The organism is Tenacibaculum tangerinum, assembly GCF_029853675.1.
Classification (GTDB): Bacteria; Bacteroidota; Bacteroidia; order Flavobacteriales; family Flavobacteriaceae; genus Polaribacter; species Polaribacter tangerinum_A.
The window spans coordinates 2,579,831-2,605,165 of the sequence record NZ_CP122539.1 but is presented as its reverse complement, the minus strand read 5'-3'; the positions used below and the strand labels follow the sequence as shown (position 1 = coordinate 2,605,165).

Here is a 25,335-nt window from a genome sequence, read left to right as displayed (position 1 = left end):
TTAATTAAAAATATCTGTAAATTTAAATGTTTCTTTTAAGCGAACTCCTTTTTCAGTGTGTTTTACGGTAATTACCTCGTTATAAGCATCGTGCTCTAAAAACAGGTAAAATTCGTTATCGGCAGCTTCTTTTAAAAACGCTTCTTTTTCTTTTAGAGTAAGTAAGGGTCTAGTATCGTATCCCATAACATAAGGTAGTGGAATATGTCCTGCCGTGGGCAATAAATCTGCCATAAAAACTACCGTTTTCCCTTGATATTGTATTTTCGGTAGCATTTGTTTTTCGGTATGTCCGTCTTTAAACAATACGTCAAAACCAACGTAATCTTTTGCGTTTAAGTGCAGAAAGTTAAGTTGCCCGCTTTCTTGAATTGGCAAAATATTTTCTTTTAAAAACGAGGCTTTTTCTCGTGCATTTGGGTGTATTGCCCAATCCCAATGACGTTGGTTACTCCAAAAACGGGCATTTTTAAAAGCGGGTTCGTATCCTGTTCTGTCTTTATTCCATTGAATTGCACCTCCGCAATGATCGAAGTGTAAGTGCGTTAAAAACACATCGGTAATGTCATCTCTATGGAAACCGTGTTTTGCTAAAGAGGTATCTAGTGAAAAGTCTCCGTATAGATAGTAATATCCAAAAAACTTATCGGATTGTTTATTTCCAATACCCGTGTCTATTAGGGTTAAACGATCGCCATCTTCAATAAGCATACAACGCATACCCATGGAGATCATATTATTTGCATCGGCAGGATTAGTTTTTTGCCAAATCGTTTTCGGAACGACACCAAACATAGCGCCTCCGTCTAATTTAAAGTTTCCTGTTTCTATCGGATAAATTCGCATAGCTACAAAGATGCAGATTTTTAACGAATTATTTTGTTAAGGAATGTAAAAAGTATTCAATTTATAGAAATACTATCTGCCATGATTAGTGCATTGTATGCGTTTAAAACTTTTCCTGATTTTGATAGTTGATTAAAGGGTGTGGTTTTGTTTTTATCTTCTTTGGTTGGGGTGCTTACTTCAAAAGTATATTCTAAACCAGAATCCATTAAAATATGCTTTACTTGAGAGGCTGTTAAGTTAGGGTAGTATGCATAAATTAATGCGGCAACCTTTGATGTTAATGCCGCTGAGATTGAAGTACCACTATCTATTTTTCTTTCTCCATCAGGAAATAAAGAATATACTTCATATCCGGGAGCAAAAAGGTCTACATATAATCTACTGTAATTTGAAAAGTATGCTTTTAAATTTTTATTTAAATTGTAAGTTGATGCTCCTACCAATAGGAAATTATCAGAAATTTCTTCTTCTCTATCTAATTTCTGATCATTTGGATATTTATAAAAATTTTCATTCAATTCTTTTCCATTATTACCAGAAGAGGATATAATTAACACATTTTTTTCCTCTGCGTATTTAATAGCTTTATGAACCATTTCTGGATACATCGAAAACTCTTTCCCAAAACTCATATTAATTACTTTTGCTCCATTATCAACAGCATAACGAATTCCCAATGCTATGTCCTTATCATGAGCATCTCCATGTGGTTCTACTACAACTGGCATTACATCTATTTCATCAGCTTGGTTGTTTACCATATTAAGAATAATACTAGTCATTCTAGTGCCATGGGTATAATTATTCGCTTTGTTAAAAAGAATTTCGTTACCATAGCTTCTATTACCAATTTCATCCAAGCTATCTTGTAAAATTCCACGTGCATTATAATTTATATTTAAACGATATTTTATATCATTTTTATAATCATTCAACACTCTTCTCATATTTTCCTCGGAATCGTTATAATCTAACAAGGATTTTATTTCTAAAACATGCTTAGACAAGCCATTCCCGATAGTATCTATCTCTTTCAATTTTTCATAAGTATATTTTCCTTCAGGAAAGTATTTCTTCAAAGCCTCTTTAGCATTTAAAAAATCTTGTAAGATTATTTCTCCAAATTTTACTCTTCTAGTTTTTTTAGTATACTCAGATTCAAGTGTAATCCTAGCTTTTTCATATTTTAGAAAGGTCGGTAATAGTTCTTGATCTATTTCTGATTCTTTTTTATTCCTAAATTGGTTATTATACTTTCTAACAATTCTTACATATTCGTAATTAGCATTTGTAATATTACTCCCTTTGGTATTCCCTAGAAAATTCCATCCATGAACATCATCAATATAGTTATTTCTATCATCATCAATATTATTCCCTAAAATTTCATTAGTGTTAGTCCAAATATGCCCCAAAAAACTCTTATTATTGATATCGACCTGGCTGTCTAAAACTGCAACAATAACCTTTTTAGGTTGTTTGTTTTTCAATATTGTTGTGTAGGCTTTTTCTAAACTAATTCCAGGCAGGGTATCAGTTTCTATGTCTTTGTATTCCCATTTATCTATAGTTTCTTTATCAATTTTTCCTTTCTCTTTCAAATTTGAAATACTAGAAATTTTTATTAGTGCATTTTTTTTGGTTGACAAACTACAAGACATAACAAAAAATATAATTGAAATCAAAAATATAAGTTTTTTCATTATCTATTTAACGTTTTAAAAAGAACACAAAGGAAGATATATCTTCCTTTGTAATTAAAGTCATACTCCTTTGGGTCTATCTAAACAAATTTTTGATGAAACTGGTAAAATAGTATCACCATCTGTACCTATACTCCCGCCAAAAATATGTGAAATATTCCTATTATTAAGTTTAGAAATTGTAAACTTTTAAATACCTAATTTTTTTCTTTTTGTTTTAAATCAATACTGATAAGTGAATTATAATCTTGATAAGTATAATTTAACAAAAATCGTTTACCTCGGTCTTTACACTTCTAATGTTCTTTCTTATTTTAAAAACCATTTCTAACAGTTTTCCCTTGACATTTCGGAGATAGCAATTTTTCCATGTCCTAATTTTCTACACTGCCAAATCGTTTTTCGTATAGCTACATGGATAGAGATTTTTAACGACTAATTTTGTTAAGGAATGTAAAAACTGTTTTAGTTTCTAGAAATACTATCTGCCATGATTAGTGCATTATATGCGTTTAAAACTTTTCCTGATTTTGATAGTTGATTAAAGGGTGTGGTTTTGTTTTTATCTTCTTTGGTTGGTGTGCTTACTTCAAAAGTATATTCTAAACCAGAGTCCATTAAAATATGCTTTATTTGAGAAGCTGTTAAGTTAGGGTAATACGAATAGATTAATGCTGCCACACCTGAAGTGATTGCTGCACCTGATGATGTTCCGCCCATATAACCATTTTCATTATTTGGATAAGTCGTATAAACTTTATATCCAGGAGCAAAAAGATCGACTTCTTTCTTTCCATAATTACTAGATGAATATTTCAACTTCTCATCTAAATAAACTCCTGATGCTCCTATTTTCAAGAAATTATCTGAAATTTCAACACTGCTGTTATGATCTTGGTCTGTTGGATAATTTTGATTTTCATTTAAGTTAAAGTCATCATTCCCTGCACAGTTAATAATTAAGACATTATTCTTTTCTGCATATCTTATAGCATCATCAACCCATTTTTTGTTCAAGATAAACGTTTTATAAAAACTCATATTAATGACTTTTGCTCCATTATTTACAGCGTACCTAATAGCTAAGGAGATATCTTTATCATGCTCATCACCATAAGCGGATATAGCTAAAGGAATTATTTTAATCTCTTTGTTTAGACCTATGTTGGTAATTATACCTGCAATTTTAGTTCCATGGTCTAGTAATGAGGTGTTAACATTAAAATTAGGTGTTCCATATTCAAGATCGTTTATATCTTCTGAATCATCTCCTTGGACTTTTCTGTCATCGAAATTGGTATTTAGTAGCTTGCTTATTCTGCTTTCTGCTTTTAACTTATAATCTTCAATATAATCATCTGTAAATCCGTATTTAATAAAATTAGATTTTCGATGTATTGCAGTTTGTAATTTATCATTTTTAGGATAGATATTTTTCAAGCTATCCAACCTTTCTAAAGTTTGCTTTTCAATAGTAATAAACTTTTCAACAGTATGCTCTGCCTCACTTTTCCATTTTGAAACATTAGTAATGTATGTTGAATCCTCTTTGGCATATTTTAATCTATTAGTATGAGCTTCGAGTGCTCTTTTGTATTTTACAAAAAGTAATGAATCTTCAGACCTAACCTCATTGATTGTTTTATTTTGAAATTTTGAATTATACTTTTTTAAAATCCGTGTGTATTCATAGTTTACAAATTCATTATTTTCTCCTGTTTTATTATTAAGGAAATTCCAACCATTGACGTCGTCAATATAACCATTATCATCATCATCTTTAGTATTATTTGGAATCTCATCAATGTTAACCCAAATATGATTTTCTAGTTCTTTGTGAGTTACATCTACAGCCATATCAATTATAGCGACGACGACTTCTTTTCCTCTTTTATGTATCAACAGGCTGTCATATGCTCTATTCAAACTTATACCAGAAATTGTATCGATAATGACATCCTTAAAATGCCAGTTTTTCAAATTATCTTTTTCTAACGGTTTTTGTTTGTTTGATATAGTGTAGGAAAGCTGAATTCTAGAATATTTCTTTTTTTCACATGAAAAAGCTAATAATATTACTAATACGAGAAAAGCAGTTCTTAAAAACTTTTGGAATTTCATTATACTTACAATTTATTGATGTACTAAATTACTTTAAAATAATATTTTATTTTAAAGTAATTCTATTTTTAACAAAAAAGCTCATCAACAATTGATGAGCTTTCTTTGAGGTGCCGAGCGGATTCGAACCGCTGTAGATGGTGTTGCAGACCACTGCCTAGCCACTCGGCCACGGCACCCTATACTAATAAGGACTGCAAATTTACAGTTTTTATCTTTTTTTGCAAGCTTTTTTTACTTTTTACGCACATCGGATAACACAATAACTACCTCAGCAACATTACCGCCTATAGGTGGATTGATTTTTGCCACGCTAACTTCCACCTCGTCAACGAGTTGTATTTCTTTAAAGATTCTATCTATAATCCGCTGTGCTACATGCTCTAAGAGTTTAGAGCGTATTGCCATTTCTTCTTTTACAATTTTATTCAGATGCACATAGTCTACCGTATCAACCAATTCGTCTGTTTCTGCCGACTTTTGTAAATCGGCTTTTACCTCTACATCTACTCGGTATTCAGAACCTATTTTCGCTTCTTCTTCTAAACATCCGTGATTGGTAAATAGTCGGATGTCGTTTACACGTATAATTCCCATACTACAAAAATAACAATGTTTGCTTAGATAAAAATAGCTATTACACGATATCTTTTTATGACTCTTCTGATATTTTTAGTTTTAAATAAACTACCCCAATGCAAGAAATTATTAAAGAATTTCGAGGCAAGCCTGAGTGAATTGAAAGCTTGGTTATCGACCCACAATTAAAACGAATACCCAATAGCAAAGTTAAGAACTGACTTATCTGCTTGAAAATCCCATCGTTCTTGTTTGGGTAAAGACGGATCGTGTAAAGGCACCGCCAAATCAAAACGAACCACAAAACCTTGCACGTCTATGCGCAATCCTGCACCTGCCCCAATACCTAGCTCATTTATAAAATTCGACGAAAAGGTGTCTTTTCCGTTAAACAACGGATTGGGCTTTGAATTCCATACATTCCCAGCATCTACAAAAAAGGCTCCTTTAAAAAAAGAAACTATAGGAAATCGGTATTCGGCATTAGCCTCCAAACGAATGTTTCCTGTTTGGTCGAAAAAAGTACCATCGCTTAGCTCATCTTCATTTTCATTGTAGGTTCCCGGTCCTAAAGATCGAATTCTAAAAGCTCGCACACTGTACGGACCTCCCGAAAAGTATTGTTTCACAAAAGGAACCACGTCAGAATTTCCGTAAGCCAATCCGTATCCTGCAAACAATCGAGTAGCAAGGGTTTGACGGTTATTCTTTCCAAAATTGAAATGAAGTCTAGCATCTACATCTAATTTAGCATACTGAGCATATTCCAACCCAAAAACTTGCTTCGGTTCTCCCTCATTTTTTTGCTTACTTAACAAGCTAATCGCATTTCCAGCAACGTCTAGAGTAGTCTGCAAATAAAACGGCGTTTGCTTATTTGCATCTATCATTTCGTTGTAGATATAGGAAAATGTCAATCCGAAAATAAATTGCTGCTCAAAACTTCGCTTTAAAAAAGGGTTATTCTCTAAAATAGTTTCAAACTCTTCGCTCGAATTCAATAAGCTGGTATAATTCAAAGATATTGGGTTGAATTCGTAGGTAGTATACCGATTGGCATCCCAAGTATACCCAAAGAGTGCGTTAGCAGAAAGCAGCTTATACAGTTTACTTCGACTTAGATAATCTAATCCCAAACTTGTTTTGGTTTTAGGTATTGCATACTTAAAAGCTGCATCGTTAATACCAAAGGGCTCTATGAGCCGAGGAAAAATAAGTTCTCCCTTTAAACCTAATTCGATACTGTTTAATCCCGCATCGCTACCACTAGCAAACTGAGTTTCATACCCAATATTGGTGCTTATATTTAGTGTTTCACCTCCTTTAAACAAATTGCGATTGCTGTACGTTAATGCCAAATTGGGACCTGTAAAATTATTAGATTTCGTTACCACTTGCAATTCTGCTTGCAGTGCTCTTTTGGTTAATGGTGATAAATAGATGTTGGCTTCAAGGCTAGCAATACTGTCGGTTAATAAACTATCTAATTCGTTGTACTGAATATTAACGTATTTGTAAGCACCTATAGAGGATAGTCGGCGTGCTGTGTTTTTAGAAATCTCTGGGTCGTACAACATTCCGTTTTTTAAGGTGATGAATTTATCAAGGTGCTTTGGTTTAAAAAACAAGCTGTTTTGAAAATAATTCTTCTCATGAAAGCGCTCCACTTGCATTTTAGTCGAGTCTTGAACGTTCTTGTTGGTGTATATATTGATGTTTTCTAAGCGATAAGGAATGATTGCTTTTTGGGGCGTTTTTGCCTTCAGCTTTAAAAACAAATCAAATTTTCTGTTGTCATACCGATTGGTGTCTGCTTCAAAAACGAGAAAATCAGGATTGAAATTATAATAGCCTTTCTTCATTAATTGACTATGAACACGCTTTCTTTCTTGTTTTAACGAAGACAAATCGAAACGCATCCCGTTTTTTATAGGTGAATTAACCAGAGCTTGCTTCACATCGTTATATATAGGTAAGGGTAAAGTATCTAACTGAAATGTTCCTATGGTATAGGGGGCTGGTACTTTAATCTTATAACTCACCTCAGCTTCTTTTTCTTGCTCTTGAAAAGAATTGGTAATACTACTGAAGAAAAAACCTCTGTTATACAATCGGTTTTGCAAAAGATCTTCAACCTCATACGTTTTAACATCTGATTGATATACTGGTTCTTCTCCGAATTTTTTATACAACCAACGATTGATAAATCCAGTTTTCTCTTGTTGATTTTTGTAATAATAAAACAAGCCTAGCCGCATACCTAAAAACGTTGAATTGGGCTCTGGTCGCAATACCTTTTCTAGTTCTGTTTTTAACTCATCTACTTTTTGTACGGTTGAGTCTGCTTCAATAGTAATAGCTGCCCCTGTATACAAACGTTCATTTTCGGGTATATACTTTTGTACACTACACGACCCTAAGAGTATCGCTAAGAAAACAGTTTGTAGATAATATGTGAGGTGTTTCTTCAAATTGAGTTGCGTTTTATTGTTTCGTGTTTGCGTTCTTTTCTTTTTTAGATTTGAAAAGGCTATTCCAAAGTTCTTTAAATTGATTAAATTCTTTGGTAAATAGCAAGCCTATGCCACTAACGATGGTTTGCCCATCAATTACATTTTCAAACTCATTTTTTCTAAAGCCTTTTAGGCGGTAAGTTCCATCTTCAGAAAGCATGTACTCCAAACTTACGTTACCAATAAGCGGCGTTGCTTCACCAGAGGGGTCGCTACCTTGTATATCTACCTCACTACCAACCCTAACAATGAGCCTATCGTCTAATAATTTTTTCTCAACGGCAATGTCTAACTGAGTCCGCTCGGTGGCGGTATTTCCTTGATAATCGGTATAACTGTCAATACCAAAGTCGAGTTCAATGCCCGATTTGCCTAGTAGTTTTTCAGAAAAGCGGTTGAGTTGCTGCGATATCGCATCGTTCACATTGTTGCGCGCCAAGGTTTCAAATCCGCCAGCACTACCATCGCTTACTGAGTTTGAATAAAACCTGTTGAATAATAATAAAGAAAATACCTGTTGATTGAGTTCTGCTTTTTGTTGATTCAGCTCCTGAACGCGTGCGTATATTTGACCACCGAGCGCACCGTGCTCTTCTTCTGGCATATCTAAACCAAATGAAATTTTTGGGCGCAATAGCTCACCGTCTATATTCAGGAATACATTAAATGGCAGTACTGTTTTATAGGTGTTTTGCACCGAAGATCCTGCACTAGAAACACGAGAAGCCATGAGTCCTGAAGCCGAAGCTTCTACATTATAGATAGCACTTACATCCAGTTTTGCACCAAAAGGATCGCCAAGCCAAGTCACTCGACTTCCCGGCGACATTAAAAATTTTCGCTTTACAATATTGTACAAATTAAGCTCATAATGCCCTTGTGATGCTTCATAAACTCCTGAAAGGTTGATAGCTCCATTAGGCGACATTTTTAGGTTTAAATCTCCCTCTCCTGCGACTTTAAAATTATCGCCTGTATCTTTGTTAATAATTACTGTTGCTGCTGCACCTCTATTGAGTTTTAATGCTGTCGCAATATCAAATCCTTTTACTGTTGCTGTTTCTTCTGTGGTTTGTGTAAGTATAGCGTCTGGGTTTTCTCGGTTTACAAATACCACTACCCCATCACGCTCTTCGATATTGGCTACTGTTGAAGGTAGTACGTAGGTAAGGTTTGTTCGCTCATCTACGGTGATATCGGCACGTAATTTCGGAATTTGTAAATCACCGCTTAGTGTTGCGTTTGCATCAAAAAATGCAGTACCATACAATGTATTGTTATCTTTTTTACTGGCATTGAGCACTTGAAAATCAGTTGCTTTCAATGTTAAGTCGAAGGTTGGATTCATAAAGCTCTCGGTTCCAATTTTTCCAGAGAGTACGAGCGTATTGCTATTGGCATCTTTTAGCGTAAAGTTCGTCATCGCAATACCACTATTGTCTATACTTAGGGTTTCGTCTTCCATTGTAAATGGGGTATTGAACGCAGTAAGTGTAAATCCGGCATCGCTAAACGCCAAAGTGCCTTCGTACTTCGGTGCAGATGTAGTACCCGAAATTTTGAACTTTCCTGAAAACTGACCATTACCCTCTTTAATTTTACCCAAAGACAAGCTATTGAGAGCTTTCATCTTAAAAGTATTGATGTTAACGTCTATATCTAGTTCTGATGCTTTCTTTTTGATGAAATAATCACCTGTCAAATCAAGATCAACATCTCCTTTTTTAAGCCCCGCGTTAAAGGTGTAATGATTTTCTGACCGTGGGTTTCCGCTAAGATTAAATTCACCTAGATTTGTGTTGAGTAGTTTAAAATTAGTGATGCCTACATCTGCTACAATACCTGTTCCTGATGAAGTGTTTTCGAGTACAAAACTACCATTTAACGCTCCCGTTGCGAGTTGAATTTTCGGATTGAAATAGTCAAGTAACTCACTGAGCTGAAATTTTTCAAAGGTTATGGCGGAATGCGGTTTCGTAATATTAGGTAGTTGGTTGGTTAATTCAATAGATTGCTTTCCTTTTGAAATTTTAAAATTATGAAATGATAACTGCTCGTTAGATAGTACTATTTCGTTATTTTTAGGTATGGTCCATTTATTTTTGTTGATGGTTAAGTTATCTGGATTTATATTCAACGCCAAACGTTTTCTATTACCTGTAATTTGAGCGTTAATTTCGGTAAGTTTTGCTTCTTCCGTATAGGCTAAAAATTTTAGGGCTAGTTCGTGATTGTTTTGTTCGCCTGTGATCTTTGTTGTAGGAATCTCAAATACGCCAGAAGTAACACCTTTGATTCCTAAGTTAAACTTAAAATCTTTTGGGTTGGTATCCATCGCAAACACCAAGCTGTCTAAAGAATTGTTACCATATTGTATGTGTGGTGCGGTGATATTGGTTTTAAAACGTCTCGCCTTTTCATCAAAATTTATAAAAACAGAAATGGTATCTAAGTCTTTTGCGTTTACGAAAAAAACATCTTTCAATACTGGTGATTGCGATAGTTTACCTTCTAATTGTAACTTTACAGGGTTTTTAACCGAATCTAATACTTCAACGTCTCTGTAAAAGTAACTTAAGATATGCCTTTTCAGTGCTTTGGTAAATGCTTGCGGATTGCTGTTCGATTTTAAATCTAAATTCAACATTTTATTCCGAACTAACACCGAAGTTGTGTCTTTTGTCGTATGAGCTCTTGCATTAAAATCGTCTAAAATATAGGTGTTGTTATCGTACACGATGGTACCATCGGTAATTTTTGTAGTGGCATCAAAAGCGTTTACGTTGCCTTTAAAATTGGCATGAATCTTCATCGCTGTTTTAACGTCTCTTTGCATTAATCCTAGCCTTTGTAAATTGGCTCCAATAAGGTTTAGCTCGGCTTTAATTTTTGGCGCTATACTGTCTAGTACCACAAAAGAATCTAGCGTAAAGTTGAGGTTTTTATCTTTGTATGTGGATGTTATCTTCCCTTTACCTCTTTTAATTTTTCCATTGATGGCAAGGTCTTTTATGCTGTAGTTATTCAGGGTTAGTTTCGAAATATTTGTGTCTAAAAATACATTGAGGTTATTTATGTTCTTTCCACTACCACTGGATTTTAAACTGAGGTCTAAAGCACCTATTTGTGGATTGTTGAAAAGCGTACCCAACTCTACATTATGAGTCGTAAGTGAAGCATCGTAACGAAAGGTATTTTGATTTGATAGTTTAGCAGTGGCATTGACTATACCTTGTGTAGTGGTTAGTGTTGCTTCTGTTACTACATTGTTCAGTGTTCCTTTTGCATTTGCTTTAAGAGAGATGCTATCTGGAAAACGAATATTCAACTTCTTTTCATCGGCAAACTGTAAAAAATCTGAACGTGTTGAAGAAATTTGTAAGGAAGGAATCGTAAATTCTAACTCCTTCGGTCTTATCATATTTTCTATGGTCGCAGAAGCTGTGATACGTGTGTTCTCTCCCCAATTTAATTGTGTGTTTTCTACATGCATCCTAAGAAGGTCTCCAGAAACTTCCAATTGTCCTGATAATGGCTTCTCGCTCAGCGTTTTTAAATAGTCGTTGTTTTTTAATTTGGGCTGCAATGCCAATACCTCTTCTATGTCTAGTCGGATAACAGGAACGGACAGCTTGTACATAGCTTTTTCTGGTACTTGCAAAAATGCTGAAACAGAGGGATATTTTACACCTGCTTTTCCTTCTATTACATTATTATTCATTTGCAATTTGAGGTTGTTTAGGTGTAAGTGGTTGTCATCCATATCTAAGCTTACACCGAACTGTTTTAAGTTAAGGCCCGAGGCTTCATTGAATCTAAATTTATTGAGTGCTAGTGACGCTTTTTTTTCTTTGAACAGCAAATCTGTGAGGTTCAGCGACAAATCACTTAACTTAATGTTATTAACATCAAAAGAGGGTGCTTTAGAAATCGTATTGGCTACACGATAGCTAAATTGGTTATTACTAAAATCAATCTTTGCAATGTTTAAGGTGATTTCTGGCCATGTAAAGGGTTGTGGATTTTCCGCTTTGGATGTAGTACTACTATCTTTAGTTGTGGCCGAGGTTTCTACATTGAATTGTGAATCTTTGAGTAGTATATCGTTTATAGTAATCTCCTTATCCTGTAAGTTTAAATTCGGTTGTATTATTTGAAAATCTGAAAAATTAAGAGCTGTACTAATTTTATCAGGCTGTGATTGGTAATACAACTCCGTGTTAGTTAATACAATACTTTCAGCTGAAAACTTGGGTAAAATGGTAGTTTTTGGACTCTCTTCTTTTTCATCATTTTGTCCTTTTTTGTTTTTAATAAGTTTCACTCGTGAATCGCTCAACACCATGTCCGAGGCTTTGAATACCATCTTTTCGATATCTGTCGTTTTAAAACGGGTTGCAAATTCCCCTACATAAATCTCACTATCAATACCTATAACGTCATCTTTAAATACAATGTTTATATCTGAAAATCGTAATTTACCAATGTTTACCTTAGGAGGGCTTTTAGAAATCGTGTCTTGCGCAACTACGATAGTATCTTTTGTTGTAAAAGCATCAATTAAAAATTGAAAATTGTACCCTTTCACCTTGTCTTTTCTAGTAATGTTCGCCTGTAAACCTTTCCAATGCAACATCTCAACACCTATTTCGCCGTTTTTTATTATTTTCCATAATTCTAAATCGGCTTCCAAGGATTTTGAAAACACAAGTGTATCGCCTTTTTGGTCTTTCAAGAAGAAGTTTTCCAACTGTAAATTGCCATCAAAAGTGATAAACAATCGGTCAATATCAATTTTGGCATCTGTTTTTTTAGCAATATAGTCACTAATCTTATCAACAATGAAACTTTGCCCCCATTGACTTTTCAGAAATAAAAGACTTAGAAAAATGATGAGAAGTAATCCCAAGATTACTCTTAAAATACGTCTTAACCAACGGTATTTTCTTTTCTCTTTTTTTGGTTTGTTTTCCATGTCATTAGACTCGTTCAGGACTTGAATTATCTGTTACTTTTTATTTATTCTCAGATGATATGCTTTTCTAAACTAAGGTACACGTACCTATCGTATAGGGTAACCTCACTTTCTTTCTGTAAGGTTTTACCTTATTTCGAATATGTGGTAATGATTTTGTGACCTTTAGTGAGGGAATTCTTACGGAAATAAATGCACCGCATTTTTTGAAACCTATCCCTTAAAGATTTCTTCTTCATTTTGCTAACATCGTGCATAAACAGGCTTTAACAAAAAAACTGACCTCCCCTTTTATGTATATTACACTTCGCACGCTTGCTACCATAAAATACTAGTGATGAAATGCTATACTTACCAAAGATATGAAAAATTCAAACCAAAGTCTTTGCTGTTAAACAATTGATTTTACTTCATTTGCTAAATGAAACTGCTCCGATACTAGGGTACTGGGTATTCAAAAAAATTATTGAAGAATTTCAAGGTAAACTTAGAGTAGTTAAACCCTTGTCTATTGGCTGCGATTAAAATAAGCGGTATCAACTTCTTTAACATAGCAGTTAAGCATTCACTAAAAAGCTAAATGAGATGTATATGGGTTACTACATAAGTTTTTGTGAGGTTTTTTAAAATTAGTTTTTGTCTGTAATTTATGTTCCACTTATTTTTTTACCTTTATCAAAAAAATACTATGAACAATCCTGAACAAATGATTTATTGCGAACAATGCAAAAACAGAAAACTAGATATTGCTACCAACATCGTTTTGTGTTCTTTAACTAATCAAAAACCTAATTTTGAACATGATTGCGATAAATTTATAGCTAATCCAGAAAATAAAACAGAATTAAAGAAAGAAAATAAAGTCCCCAAAAACTATTCTAGAGATATTATTGCAGTTATCATCTTTTTTGTTGCCTTGTACAGACTCATTCGTTTATTTTTTTGATATCAATGACTCATTTTAACTCGTAAAGAAATCAAAAATATTACTCAATGCCCCTGTTTTTGCCTTGTAAAACTCGGTATAACTACATCTTTTGCAGGTTACACTGGTAAATTTTTTGTTTTGAACATCAAAAATTTTAGACAAGGTACCTCCTGTAGCTCTCATTTCTGCTACTTCGTAGGTATTGTTATGACATTTCGGACAGGTGTAGTTTAATGGCTTATTCATAAATGACTCTTTGTTTTATGTATAAGAGTCTAAAAAATCAAAAATGTTACAGTTTGCCCGCTAAGTTAGGTTTAGTTTTCCGATACTTTTAACGAGTTTACTCTATTTCAAATGTTTGGTTAAATTCTCCCATCACTACTTTATAGATTCCTTTAGGTAAGTAGTATTGGTCGTTTTTTGCTTTTTTAATACTCGCGTCTTTGTGCGCTTTTAGGTACTCTTTTCTGCCTTTTTCTGAAAAAGTAACGTCGTATACTACTTCATTAAATCCTTTAGATGCTGCTGTTTTTACCGTGTTGACTAAAACATCTTCAGCATAAATTTTTAGTGTTACTTCTCTATTACTATTTACATAAAACGGAATGGTAAGTTTTGGCGTGTTGGGTTTTAACCATTTACTCCAAGTACTTCCCCAAGAAGCATTCTTTCTCATATTTTCGATGCTAAACAAGGCTTCTTTGTCTTTAAATTCTTGTAAAGCTGCAATGTTGGCTTTGTATAAACTGCGTCCGTGTGTGCCCACTATTAAATGTTTTGCGCTTGGTTGAATTACCAAATCGTGTACGGCAACATTGGGCAATCCGTTACTAAAAGCTTCCCATGTTGCCCCTTGGTTGAAAGACACATACAAACCGTTATCCGTTCCTACATACAGGATGTTTTCTTTTTCGGGGTCTTCTTTAATTACATTTACAGAAGACATTGGTATTGTGCTACTGATATTTTTCCATGTCTTTCCGTAATCATCAGAACGATACACATACGGCGTAAAGTCGTCAAAACGATATCCGTTTAGCGTCACGTACACGCGTTCTTTTTTATGTTTTGAAGCAATTACGCGACTTACCCACAAGTTTTGAGGTAAGGTATTTGAGATGTGCTCCCAGCTTCCACCCCCGTTTTTCGTTATATGCACCAATCCGTCATCAGAACCTACATAAATCAAACCAAATTGAAACGGACTTTCAGAAATGGTGGTTAAGGTTCCGTAGGCTACATTTCCTTTTTTTCCGCCTTGGGTTAAATCGTTAGAAATAGCTTCCCAATCGTTTCCTTGATTTAGAGAACGGTGTAATTTGTTTCCGCCTAAATACAAAATATCTTGATTGTGTTTCGATAAATGAATTGGGGTTTGCCAATTAAATCGGTACGGGGTCTCTCCTAGCTCATGTTTTGGTTGAATGTATGTACTTTTTCCTTTTTCCCTATCGATTCTGTAATAATTTCCGAATTGATATCCTGTATATACGATATTCGGATTTCTATCATCTACAGCTACTTGCATGCCATCACCGCCCATAATACTTTCGTAAGGGTTTTTTCCTGTTTGATGCCAACGCTTATCTATTTTCGCATTGTGATTCGCTACCCAAACTCCGTTATCTTGTAATCCGCCATACACTTTGTAGTTTTTTTGATTGTCGGCATATACCGAGTAAAATTGCCCTACTGCTGGTTGATTGAGCTTTATCCAACTCTCGCCGTCATCGTACGAAATATTTAATCCCCCATCATTTCCATCAATCAAATGTCCTTGTTTTGTAGCGTTTACCCACAATGCCTGATGATCGGCATGTACATTTTCTTTACTGATAGAGGTAAATGTTTTTCCGCCATCTTTCGATTTTAAGATAGGAACTCCCAATACGTAAATCCCGTTCTCGTCTTGTGGGTCTACACGAACCTCTCCGAAATAATATCCGTAAGAATAATATAAATCGTCTAAATAGCCTTGGTGTGTTTTTTTCCATGTTTTACCACCATTAGTGGTTTTAAAAACTTCTGCGCCTACTACGGGAGTATCAAATAATAAGGCGTTGGCATCTTCTAAATACTTTGCCAAATCGATAGGTTTTACCGTACCTGAACGGACCATTTGTTTCACATTTTCGGCACGATATTTTTCTTGAAAACCATTCATTTTTAAATAGCTATTCAGTTTTTTGTCTTGTAGGTTTAAAAACTCCGTTACCGACATGGTTTTAAAATCTTCCTTCGTTAACGCATTAGAATCGTCTTCTTTTTTGTCGTCTTTTTTTCTTCGGAATTGACTATCGTGAAAAGCATATACAGTATTTTCATCATACACTGCTAAGCCTATTCTTCCTACCCCATCTCCATTTGGAAATCCATTGTTTTCCGATATTTTTGTCCACGTAGTTCCTGCATCGTTAGATTTATAAATTGCTGAATTTTTTCCGTCTCCATCAAAATTCCAAGCTTTACGTTCACGCTCCCAAGCGGCTGCATACAATATGTTAAAATTATTGGGTGCGTATTGTACATCTATAATTCCTGTGTTTTCGTTAATAAATAAGGTGTTTGTCCATGTTTTTCCTCCATCGGTAGTTTTAAAAATTCCTCTTTCATTGTTTGCCGAGTACAGGTGTCCGATAACACCTACGATTACCTCATCAGAATTGTTGGGATTGATTAAGATACGACCAATATGATGTGAATCAGTTAAACCCATATTTTTCCAGGTCTTTCCTTTGTCTGTAGATTTTAAAATACCGATTCCTGCGTACGATGAACGAGAAGAATTGTTTTCTCCTGTGCCTACCCATAGCGTTCCTTTTTTCCAGTCTACCGCAATATCTCCTACATTTTGTGTAGGTGAACTGTCTAAAACGGGCGTAAATGTTGTTCCGTTATTGTTGGTATACCATAGCCCACCCGAAGCATATCCTACATAAAATTCGGTAGTGTTTTCTGGGTTTACATCAACATCCACCACACGACCACTCATGATGGTAGGCCCTATGCTTTCAAACGCAATATTTTTTACGGTAGAAGTTACTGTTAACTGCTCTTTTTGTTGCAATGCTTTGCGAATTTTTTCTGCGGATGTAGGTTGCTGTGCAATTACCGTAATTGGAAATAAAGCGATCAAAGCTTTGGTAAGAATTTTCATGGTTAGTTTTATTTTAGGCGAAGTGAAAATACTGTAAGTTAATGCTATTTCAAAAAAATTAACAAAATATTCAGATTCGTGTTTTAATAAGAATTATGTATTAGAACTTCGTTATAAGGGCTGTAAACGGAATAGATTTTCTAATACATCATGCAGTTTTCAAGACCAATTGCTTCTAAAAAAATTAAACAGGCATTCAGAAAAACATCTCTGAAAAGTTTCAATATGAACGATGTAGAAACATAAAAGCTCACTTAATGTATAAAAAATTAGTAGTTTTGTTTTACCTCAATTCTTAGTAGATGACTATTTTTATTCTTTCTGTTAGTGAACATATTTTTTCAACGCAAAGAATATACAAGGAAGCACGTCGTCGTGGACATGAGGTAGCGATTATAAACCCCTTAGAGTGTTCTGTAAAACTAAGTAATGGCAAGCCTGCCATTATATATCAAGGTAAAGATATTATTGACATTCCCGATGTTATTGTTCCTCGAATAGGTGTTTCTACCATGAAACACGGAACTGCGGTAGTACAACAGTTTGAAATGAATGGAAAGTATAGTACTGCTAGCTATTCAGGTATTGTAAATGCTCAAAACAAGGTTCGCACCTTACAAATAATGAGCCAGCACGGACTTCCGATTCCGCATACCGTCTTTTCTGTGAATACCGAAACTATTAGTGAGCAAATAGATTTGGTGGGCGGGGCACCTGTTATTATTAAGCTACAAGAAGGAACCCATGGTTCTGGGGTGATTTTAGCCGAAAGTAAAAAATCTGCTATCTCTATTATCGACACCATGCATAGCACCCGTAATAGCATTCTATTACAAGAGTTTATTAAAGAAAGTAATGGTGAAGATATTCGTGCTTTTGTAGTAGGAGATAATATTGTTTCGTGTATGAAACGCAAAGGGGTAGAAGGTGATTTTCGCTCTAACATTCACAAAGGAGGTAGTGGTTGTAAAATAAAGTTAACCCCAGAGGAAGAAGCAATTGCTATTCAAGCGACTAAGCATTTAAAGCTTGATGTTGCTGGTGTAGATATGATTCGTTCAAAACGAGGAGCTTTGTTAATTGAAGTCAACTCTACCCCGGGCTTACAAGGAATTGAAATGTATACAAAAGATAATGTTGCGAAAGCTATTGTTAAATTTTTAGAAAATAATGTTCGAACAAAACTTTAAAAATGAACGTATTGAAATTCGTGGGCAAAAAATTGGTTTGGGGGAATCTAAACTGATCAAAATACCCTTGGATAGATTGCCTACCGGAACCTTAATTGAAATTCCCGTTTATGTTTTTAATGGTAAAAAACTAGGCCCTACCATTTTATTACAGGGAGGTTTACACGGTGATGAGGTAAATGGTGTTGAATTAGTTCGTAGAATGTTAATTGACAAATCGTATAAAATTCGTAGAGGCTGTGTTATTGTCGTACCGTTATTGAATATTTTTGGGTTTTTAAACATGTCTCGCGATATGCATGGAAAAGACGTTAATCGTAGTTTTCCTGGTTCTAAAACAGGTTCATTGGCTAGTAGAATGGCGTATTACTTAATGAAAGAAATTACGAATAATGTAGATTTTGCTATTGATTTCCATACTGGTGGAGAGCAGCGAAACAATTTTCCGCAAATACGATATACACCAAAAGACGAACCAAGCGTACAACTGGCTCATGTTTTTAATGCTCCTTTTATATTTGGTTCTAATCTTATTCCAAAATCATTCAGAAATCAATGTTATAAAAACAACATTCCTGTAATTGTGTATGAAGGAGGGGAATCTTTACGTTTAGAAGAAAATGCTATTCAGCAAGGTATTAACGGAACACTTCGCATTTTAAAACATTTTAAAATGATTAACGACAAGGTAAAAGTGCCTGAAAATTCTTCTTCAATACACATTACGAAGAGAAAATGGATAAGAGCCAAGGTTGCAGGATTGTTTACCGCCAAGGTAAAAAATGGTGAAAAGGTAAGAAAAGGACAGGTTTTAGGGCATATCATGGACACCTATGGAGCAACTCATTTTTCTATAAAATCTCCTAGCGAAGGCTATATCATTGCTAAAAATAATTTCCCTATTATTAACATGGGAGATGCTCTTTTTCATTTAGGGCAAGTATAACAATTTGATTTTATTTGTTTTACCCATTATTTTTTACTTCCTTTAGGTTCTTATTAACTATTAAATATATATACATTATGGATTTATTAATTAGCTTATTAATTGGTGCTGTTGGAGGAAATTTAGCAGGTGCTTTGTTAAAAAAGTATTCTTTAGGTTTACTTTGGAATTCAGTAGTAGGAATTATAGGAGGTGGTCTTGGAGCCGAAGTATTAGGAATGTTAAATGTTGGCATTTCTGGTATTGTAGGTAGCATTTTAGCGAGCCTTGTTGGTGGAGCTCTTTTATTGATTATCGTTGGGCTTATTAAAAGTGCCGTAAAGTAAGCAACTAAAAAAATTAAAACGCTTAAAAGACATCTGTATACAGGTGTCTTTTTTAGTAATAAACATCTCCAATAAAATAGCCGTATCTTTACCAGCTTATAGAGATCTCTTTTTTAGAGATTACCGAAGAAAGATATATGACATTTACATCGTTAGGGTTATCGAAAGCTTTAGTAAAAGCGGTAACTGAAAAAGGGTATACAACACCCTCTCCTATTCAAGAAAAAGCAATTCCCGTTATTTTAGAAGGCAAAGACGTATTAGCTTCTGCACAAACAGGAACCGGAAAAACTGCAGGGTTTACTTTGCCTATTTTACAAAACATATCCGAAAAAAAATCCGAAATATCGTCCAATTAAAGCATTGATACTAACTCCAACAAGAGAGTTAGCTGCCCAGGTTTATGATAATGTACGCGAATACAGTACGCATTTGAATATTAAATCTACTGCTATTTTTGGTGGTGTAAAACCAAGTTCTCAAATAGCAACCCTTAAAAACGGAATTGATGTTTTGGTAGCTACCCCTGGTAGGTTAATTGATTTACACGAACAAAATAAACTTTCTTTAAAGCGTGTAGATATTTTAGTTTTAGATGAAGCCGACAGAATGCTCGATATGGGTTTTTTACGAGATATTAAAAAAATCATCTCTTTTTTACCTCAAAAACGTCAAAACTTATTGTTTTCGGCAACTTTTTCTAAAGAAATAAAAAAATTAGCACAAGGTATTTTACACAACCCTGTATGGGTTGAAGCGACTCCTGAAAACACTACTGCCGAAAAAGTAAACCAAAAGTTATACAAAGTTCCGAAGAGCAAAAAAACAGAACTGGTTGGTCAATTAATTTCAAAAGGAAACTGGAATCAGGTATTGATTTTTACCCGAACTAAACACGGTGCCAATAGGTTGGCTGAAAAACTGGTTAAACGAGGAATTTCTACCGCTGCCATTCACGGTAACAAAAGTCAAGGAGCAAGAACCAATGCTTTACAAGGTTTTAAAAACAATTCTATTCGAGTATTAGTAGCAACTGATATTGCTGCTCGTGGGTTGGATATTCCTTTGCTACCACATGTTATTAATTTTGAATTACCAAATGTTCCTGAAGATTATATACACCGAATTGGTAGAACAGGAAGAGCAGGTGCTAGCGGAGAAGCAATTTCTCTAGTAGCCCAAGAAGAGGAAACGTATTTAAGAAGTATCGAAAAATTAGTAGGACAGAAAATTACTATTTCTGAATTCGAAGATTTTGATGTATCTACCCTAAAAAATGAGGTAATTACAGAACGTTCAAAACCAACAAATTCTGAAAAAAACACCTCTAAGAAACCATTTAAATCGAAAAAAAGAAACCTACAACTACTTCAGAAAAAACAAAAAAACACAGCCGTAGAAAACGAAATAACCTTAATAGAAAGAATAATTATAAGACACCACAATAATAAACTTATCTCAATCTCATTAATATGATTTAAGAATACGATAGTATTGATTTTTAGTTTTCAAAACCATTTAAAAGTATTCTTCCCAACAAAGGGGGAAACCGTAAGGTTCAGCAACACTAAATCTTATTATTTAGATGTCTCATCACTCATACTTCATGCTATCGACATGACACACTATGAGTTTTTAGTTTATTTAATTTGATGTTGAGCTTATGTTCATTAAATAATACTATATCTTTTTATAAACCTTGTTATATTTACTGTCTATTACAAAAACCAATAATCATGAAAAAAAATGTTTTACTACTTGTTGTATTAGCAACTTTTTTCACGGCATTTGTTAGCTGTTCTAAAGACGATTCTCAAACCTCTCAAGTAAGAGTTCGCTTAGTAGATGCTGCTGGAGATTACGATGAAGTAAACATCGACGTACAAGACATAATGATGAACGTTGGAAACGAAGAAAATGGTCGGCAAAGCCTCGGAAATGTCGTTCCGCAAGTATATAACTTACTTGAATTAACTGGTGGTATTGATGCTTTGTTAGTAGATACTGAAATTCCTGCTGGTAAACTTAGTCAAATTCGCTTAGTTTTAGGTAAAAACAATTCGATTGTAGTAGATGGAAAAACCTTTCCATTAGCAACCCCTAGCGCACAACAATCAGGATTAAAATTAAACGTACATCAAGATTTAGTAGGTGGTGTAGCCTACACGTTTATTTTAGATTTTATTGTTGATAAATCAATCGTAGTTAAAGGTAACGGTACCTACAGTTTAAAACCTACTATTAGGGTTGCTACTGAAGCTACTTCTGGTGCTATTTCAGGAATGGTAAATCCATTTGAATATCAAGTAGAAGTAAGTGCTGTTTCTGAAACCAAAGAAGCAATCACTACCTTAACCAACGAGAAAGGTAAGTTTATGTTACACGGAGTGCCTACGGGTACTTATACCCTAACTTTTACTCCTGATAAAGCTTCTGGATTGAATGCTAAAACAGTTGAGGGAGTTACCGTAGCATTGGGTGAAAATACCGCTATGGGAACAGTTGAGTTGGAATAACTCACTGACATAAATTATTATAAAGGATGCTGTAAAAAGCATCCTTTTTTTTATACTTTTAAGCTAAAATTTATTCCGCAAAAATGGAAGCTTCCAAAAATATAGTAGCACAACAACTTCAAAAAATTATAAATGACGATAGCTTGGATAATCTTATTCCTGAGATTCTCGATTATTTTAAAGAGCTTTCTTTGTCAAAAAACCAATACTTTGTTGAAACAGGAGAGGTTTGCTCTTATTTCTGTTTTGTAGAAAGTGGTATTTTACAACATGCGGTTTCTGTTTCTGGAGAAGAAAAAACTACCTATTTGGCGTTAAAAAATAGTTGTACCTCATCGCTAAAAAGTTTTTTACAACAAACTCCTTCACCAAAAAGTATCAAAGCCTTAAGTGCGTGCAAGCTTTGGATTATTACCATTGATGATTTTAAATACTTAATGAAATACAACAATGCTTTTCATCAGTTTTATTACAATTTAGTAGAACAGCAAATTTTTTTAATTGATGATTACCGTATTGATTTGCTAACCTTAACTCCTGAAGAACGTTATAAAAAATTACTTGTAAATGAACCAAAGTTACTTCAAGAAGTTCCGCTACATTATTTAGCTTCATTTTTAGGAATTTCTACCCGCCACATGAGCAGAATTCGAAAAAATATAAATTAGTGCCAAATGGCTCATATTTCCACCATTTCTTTCCGTATTTTTGAAGGAATCTTATCCATTTAACTGAATTATTATGAAGTACGACGCAATAAACAGTCAATTATTTATAAAAAACCGTAAAAACTTTATGGCACAAATGAAGCCAAATAGTTTAGCTGTTTTTAACTCAAACGATATTTATCCTGTAAGTGCCGATAGCACTCTACCTTTTGAACAACACCGCGATATTTTCTTTTTAAGTGGAGTTGACCAAGAAGAAAGTGTTTTAATTTTATTTCCAGATTGTCCGAAAGAAAATTTGCGTGAAGTCTTGTTTTTACGTGAAACGAATGAGCATATCGCCGTTTGGGAAGGGGAAAAACTAACCAAAGAAAAAGCATTTGAAACTAGCGGAATTAAAAACGTACACTGGTTACAAGATTTAGAAAAAGTATTGGCTGAAATGATGGCGTTGGCAGATACTGTATACATCAATACCAACGAACACTATCGTGCTACTGTAGAAACTGAAACTCGCGAAGCACGTTTTACCAAATGGTTATTAAACAAATATCCTGCCCATTCAGTAGCAAAAAGTAATCCTATTTTACAACGCTTGCGTTCTGTAAAAGACCCTATAGAAATTGATTTAATTCAAACGGCTTGTAACATTACCGAAAAAGGATTTAGACGCGTATTGGGCTTTGTAAAACCTGGTGTTTGGGAATACGAAATTGAAGCAGAATACATTCACGAATTTATTAGAAACCGCTCTAAAAAATTCGCTTATACGCCAATTATCGCTTCGGGTAACAACGCCAACGTGTTGCATTATATTGAAAACAACCAACAATGTAAAGCTGGTGATTTACTATTAATGGATGTTGGTGCTGAATACGCTAACTATGCTTCTGATATGACGCGTACCATACCTGTTTCTGGTCGTTTCTCTGACCGACAAAAAGCCGTTTACAATGCGGTGAACCGTGTAAAAAATGACGCTACTAAAATGTTGATTCCAGGCACGCTTTGGGCTGAGTATCATGTAGAAGTTGGTAAGTTAATGACTTCGGAATTATTAGGCTTGGGCTTATTAGATAAAGCAGATGTACAAAACGAAGATCCTAACTGGCCAGCCTATAAAAAATATTTTATGCACGGTACTTCTCACCACATGGGCTTAGACACGCATGATTACGGATTGCTACACGAACCCATACAAGCGAACATGGTGTTTACGGTAGAGCCTGGTATTTATATTCCTGAAGAAGGTTTCGGTATTCGTTTAGAAGATGATGTAGTAGTTCAGGAAACAGGAGAACCATTTAACTTAATGCGCAACATACCGATTGAAGCAGAAGAAATAGAAGATATTATGAATATGTAGTATCATTTCCCATATTTAAAACGTCGTTAAACCTTCTTTTATAGAAATTTAATGGCGTTTTTTTGTTATATTTACTCCATGTAGTTATGAACTAAACCAGAGATTAAACACGCAATTAACTACTTTTATAATATATTAATAATATTTTGTAATTTTGTCGTAGATTGCTTATATTAAGGCGACTAAGAATTTTATATGTAAAACAAAGACTAATTATGGCTTACAGCCCTACAACCGTAGCAAATTATTTTGTACAAGAAAAAGCTAAATTTGGTAAATTAACCTCTATGAAGTTAATAAAACTAGTTTACTTAGCTTACAGCTGGTACATAACCTTAAATGGTCAGGAACAACCTTTAACTACTGAGAAACCCCAAGCTTGGAAATATGGTCCTGTCTTTCCCTCTCTTTATAAAATAATTAAAAAAGAAGGTAAGATTGAATTATCTGAACCCCTACCAAATGATGTAGAGGAGGTTATTTCTAATGAAGATACAGCGTTTTTAGAGAGAATTTGGGATTTATATGGAGAATACAATGGTATTCAGTTAAGCGCAATGACACATGCTGAAGGCACTCCTTGGAGAGAAGTTTATAGTATAGGGAATAACTCTGAAATTCCTGATGAATTTATAATCAATCATTACCAACCTAGATTAAAACCAGCATCGTAGTTGATTGATTTAAGTAGACTTCCTGATCAAAATCCAGATGAATATAAAGACGCAGACATTGATGAAGCTGTATCTGATATTAAAGATTGGAATAAAGATATTACACCTGAAGAAGAAAGATTTAGAGGAGAAACCAAACTACGAGAAAATTTAGCAGTTACATTTACCATTATTATAGCTTCCTGGTTATTATCTGTATTATTGTTGTTAGTTGGAAATGAAAATTACTATAAGTTAAGTGATGGGGTTTTAAAAACCCTTTTAATAACCACTACTGCCAATGTAATTGGAATGATGACCATTATACTTCGTAATCTCTTTCCAAAAAGAGACACAACAAAACAATAATCGAATTATTACATATAAAACTCCCTTCATGAAAAATCTATTGTATATAGTCGCTTTTGCACTGATTTCATGTGCTTCTAGCCAAATACAAAATATTAATAATTCTGATTTCGTTGGAATATGGAACTGGACCAGTACCGATGGTGGTTTTGGAAATCATATTCATAAAACTCCCGAAACATTGGGTAAAAAAGTACAACTTTCCTTACAAAAAAACGATCAGTTTTCTATTATTGAAAACGGTAAAGAGGTTTCAAAGGGCACCTATACTTTGACAATGAAAAAAGCAATTTATTCAAATACACAAGAACGATATATACAGCTTTCTAACGATGAGCATTATGATGGAATTGTACTTTCAGGAATTATCAGGCTTGTAAAACCAGCTACTTTAGAGATTTCTGATAATAATTATGACGGATTGGGAAGTAGCTTTGTAAAAGTGAACTAAACTACCCCGATGCAAGCATACT

The 25,335-nt window shown here is 34.2% G+C and carries 18 protein-coding genes, 1 tRNA gene and 1 pseudogene; 11 read left to right on the top strand and 9 right to left on the bottom strand.

Annotated features, from left to right (window positions below):
- The 7 genes from P8625_RS11560 to P8625_RS11530 all read right to left on the bottom strand — a co-directional run bounded on the left by P8625_RS11560 (position 1) and on the right by P8625_RS11530 (position 12,740).
- On the bottom strand, positions 1 to 846 hold the full coding sequence (locus tag P8625_RS11560; RefSeq protein WP_279650609.1) for an MBL fold metallo-hydrolase: 846 nt from the start codon (positions 844 to 846) through the stop codon (positions 1 to 3).
- Between the two features lie 56 nt (positions 847 to 902).
- Positions 903 to 2,552, bottom strand: a complete 1,650-nt coding sequence (locus P8625_RS11555) for a S8 family serine peptidase (protein WP_279650608.1) — start codon at positions 2,550 to 2,552, stop codon at positions 903 to 905.
- A gap of 465 nt (positions 2,553 to 3,017) precedes the next feature.
- Complete coding sequence (locus tag P8625_RS11550) at positions 3,018 to 4,673, bottom strand: S8 family serine peptidase (RefSeq protein WP_279650607.1); 1,656 nt, start codon at positions 4,671 to 4,673, stop codon at positions 3,018 to 3,020.
- Between the two features lie 108 nt (positions 4,674 to 4,781).
- Positions 4,782 to 4,852: transfer RNA gene (locus P8625_RS11545), tRNA-Cys, on the bottom strand.
- A gap of 55 nt (positions 4,853 to 4,907) precedes the next feature.
- A complete protein-coding gene (folB, locus tag P8625_RS11540; protein ID WP_279650606.1) occupies positions 4,908 to 5,270 on the bottom strand; it encodes a dihydroneopterin aldolase in 363 nt (120 codons plus the stop codon).
- A 167-nt stretch (positions 5,271 to 5,437) separates the two neighbouring features.
- Positions 5,438 to 7,723 carry a translocation and assembly module lipoprotein TamL gene (gene tamL / locus P8625_RS11535; protein WP_279650605.1) on the bottom strand — a complete coding sequence of 762 codons (2,286 nt, stop codon included), beginning with the start codon at positions 7,721 to 7,723 and terminating at the stop codon, positions 5,438 to 5,440.
- A gap of 13 nt (positions 7,724 to 7,736) precedes the next feature.
- A complete protein-coding gene (locus P8625_RS11530) occupies positions 7,737 to 12,740 on the bottom strand; it encodes a translocation/assembly module TamB domain-containing protein (protein WP_279650604.1) in 5,004 nt (1,667 codons plus the stop codon).
- A gap of 688 nt (positions 12,741 to 13,428) precedes the next feature.
- On the opposite strand from P8625_RS11530, the gene P8625_RS11525 reads away from it, so the two are divergent.
- Positions 13,429 to 13,686 carry a hypothetical protein gene (locus P8625_RS11525; RefSeq protein ID WP_279650603.1) on the top strand — a complete coding sequence of 86 codons (258 nt, stop codon included), beginning with the start codon at positions 13,429 to 13,431 and terminating at the stop codon, positions 13,684 to 13,686.
- A gap of 15 nt (positions 13,687 to 13,701) precedes the next feature.
- On the opposite strand, the gene P8625_RS11520 is transcribed toward P8625_RS11525, so the two are convergent.
- Together P8625_RS11520 and P8625_RS11515 are read right to left on the bottom strand one after the other, a co-directional pair.
- Complete coding sequence (locus P8625_RS11520; RefSeq protein WP_279650602.1) at positions 13,702 to 13,914, bottom strand: zinc ribbon domain-containing protein; 213 nt, start codon at positions 13,912 to 13,914, stop codon at positions 13,702 to 13,704.
- Between the two features lie 97 nt (positions 13,915 to 14,011).
- Positions 14,012 to 16,828 (bottom strand): VPS10 domain-containing protein, encoded by a 2,817-nt coding sequence (locus P8625_RS11515; RefSeq protein ID WP_279650601.1) that lies wholly within the window; start codon positions 16,826 to 16,828, stop codon positions 14,012 to 14,014.
- Between the two features lie 302 nt (positions 16,829 to 17,130).
- Here P8625_RS11515 and P8625_RS11510 point away from each other — a divergent pair, with 302 nt between their 5' ends.
- The 10 genes and pseudogenes from P8625_RS11510 (at position 17,131) to P8625_RS11465 (ending at position 25,313) form a co-directional block, all read left to right on the top strand.
- Positions 17,131 to 18,018: an ATP-grasp domain-containing protein gene (locus tag P8625_RS11510; protein WP_279650600.1), complete on the top strand. Its 888-nt coding sequence runs from the start codon at positions 17,131 to 17,133 to the stop codon at positions 18,016 to 18,018.
- Positions 17,999 to 18,964 carry a succinylglutamate desuccinylase/aspartoacylase family protein gene (locus tag P8625_RS11505; protein ID WP_279650599.1) on the top strand — a complete coding sequence of 322 codons (966 nt, stop codon included), beginning with the start codon at positions 17,999 to 18,001 and terminating at the stop codon, positions 18,962 to 18,964. Before P8625_RS11510 ends, P8625_RS11505 begins: the two co-directional genes overlap by 20 nt.
- 77 nt (positions 18,965 to 19,041) lie before the next feature.
- Positions 19,042 to 19,290, top strand: a complete 249-nt coding sequence (locus P8625_RS11500) for a hypothetical protein (RefSeq protein WP_279650598.1) — start codon at positions 19,042 to 19,044, stop codon at positions 19,288 to 19,290.
- A 137-nt stretch (positions 19,291 to 19,427) separates the two neighbouring features.
- Positions 19,428 to 20,766: pseudogene (locus tag P8625_RS11495) on the top strand (DEAD/DEAH box helicase).
- Positions 20,767 to 21,026: 260 nt separating this feature from the next.
- Positions 21,027 to 21,806, top strand: a complete 780-nt coding sequence (locus tag P8625_RS11490) for a DUF4382 domain-containing protein (protein WP_279650597.1) — start codon at positions 21,027 to 21,029, stop codon at positions 21,804 to 21,806.
- Between the two features lie 83 nt (positions 21,807 to 21,889).
- Entirely contained in the window at positions 21,890 to 22,474 is a 585-nt protein-coding gene (locus P8625_RS11485; protein WP_279650596.1) for a Crp/Fnr family transcriptional regulator, read from the top strand.
- A gap of 73 nt (positions 22,475 to 22,547) precedes the next feature.
- The gene (locus tag P8625_RS11480; RefSeq protein ID WP_279650595.1) at positions 22,548 to 23,840 is read left to right on the top strand and encodes an aminopeptidase P family protein; all 1,293 of its coding nucleotides are present in this window, start codon (positions 22,548 to 22,550) and stop codon (positions 23,838 to 23,840) included.
- A gap of 215 nt (positions 23,841 to 24,055) precedes the next feature.
- A complete protein-coding gene (locus P8625_RS11475) occupies positions 24,056 to 24,514 on the top strand; it encodes a Panacea domain-containing protein (RefSeq protein WP_279650594.1) in 459 nt (152 codons plus the stop codon).
- Complete coding sequence (locus P8625_RS11470) at positions 24,515 to 24,862, top strand: hypothetical protein (protein ID WP_279650593.1); 348 nt, start codon at positions 24,515 to 24,517, stop codon at positions 24,860 to 24,862.
- A gap of 28 nt (positions 24,863 to 24,890) precedes the next feature.
- Positions 24,891 to 25,313 carry a hypothetical protein gene (locus P8625_RS11465; RefSeq protein ID WP_279650592.1) on the top strand — a complete coding sequence of 141 codons (423 nt, stop codon included), beginning with the start codon at positions 24,891 to 24,893 and terminating at the stop codon, positions 25,311 to 25,313.
- Positions 25,314 to 25,335: the final 22 nt, after the last annotated feature.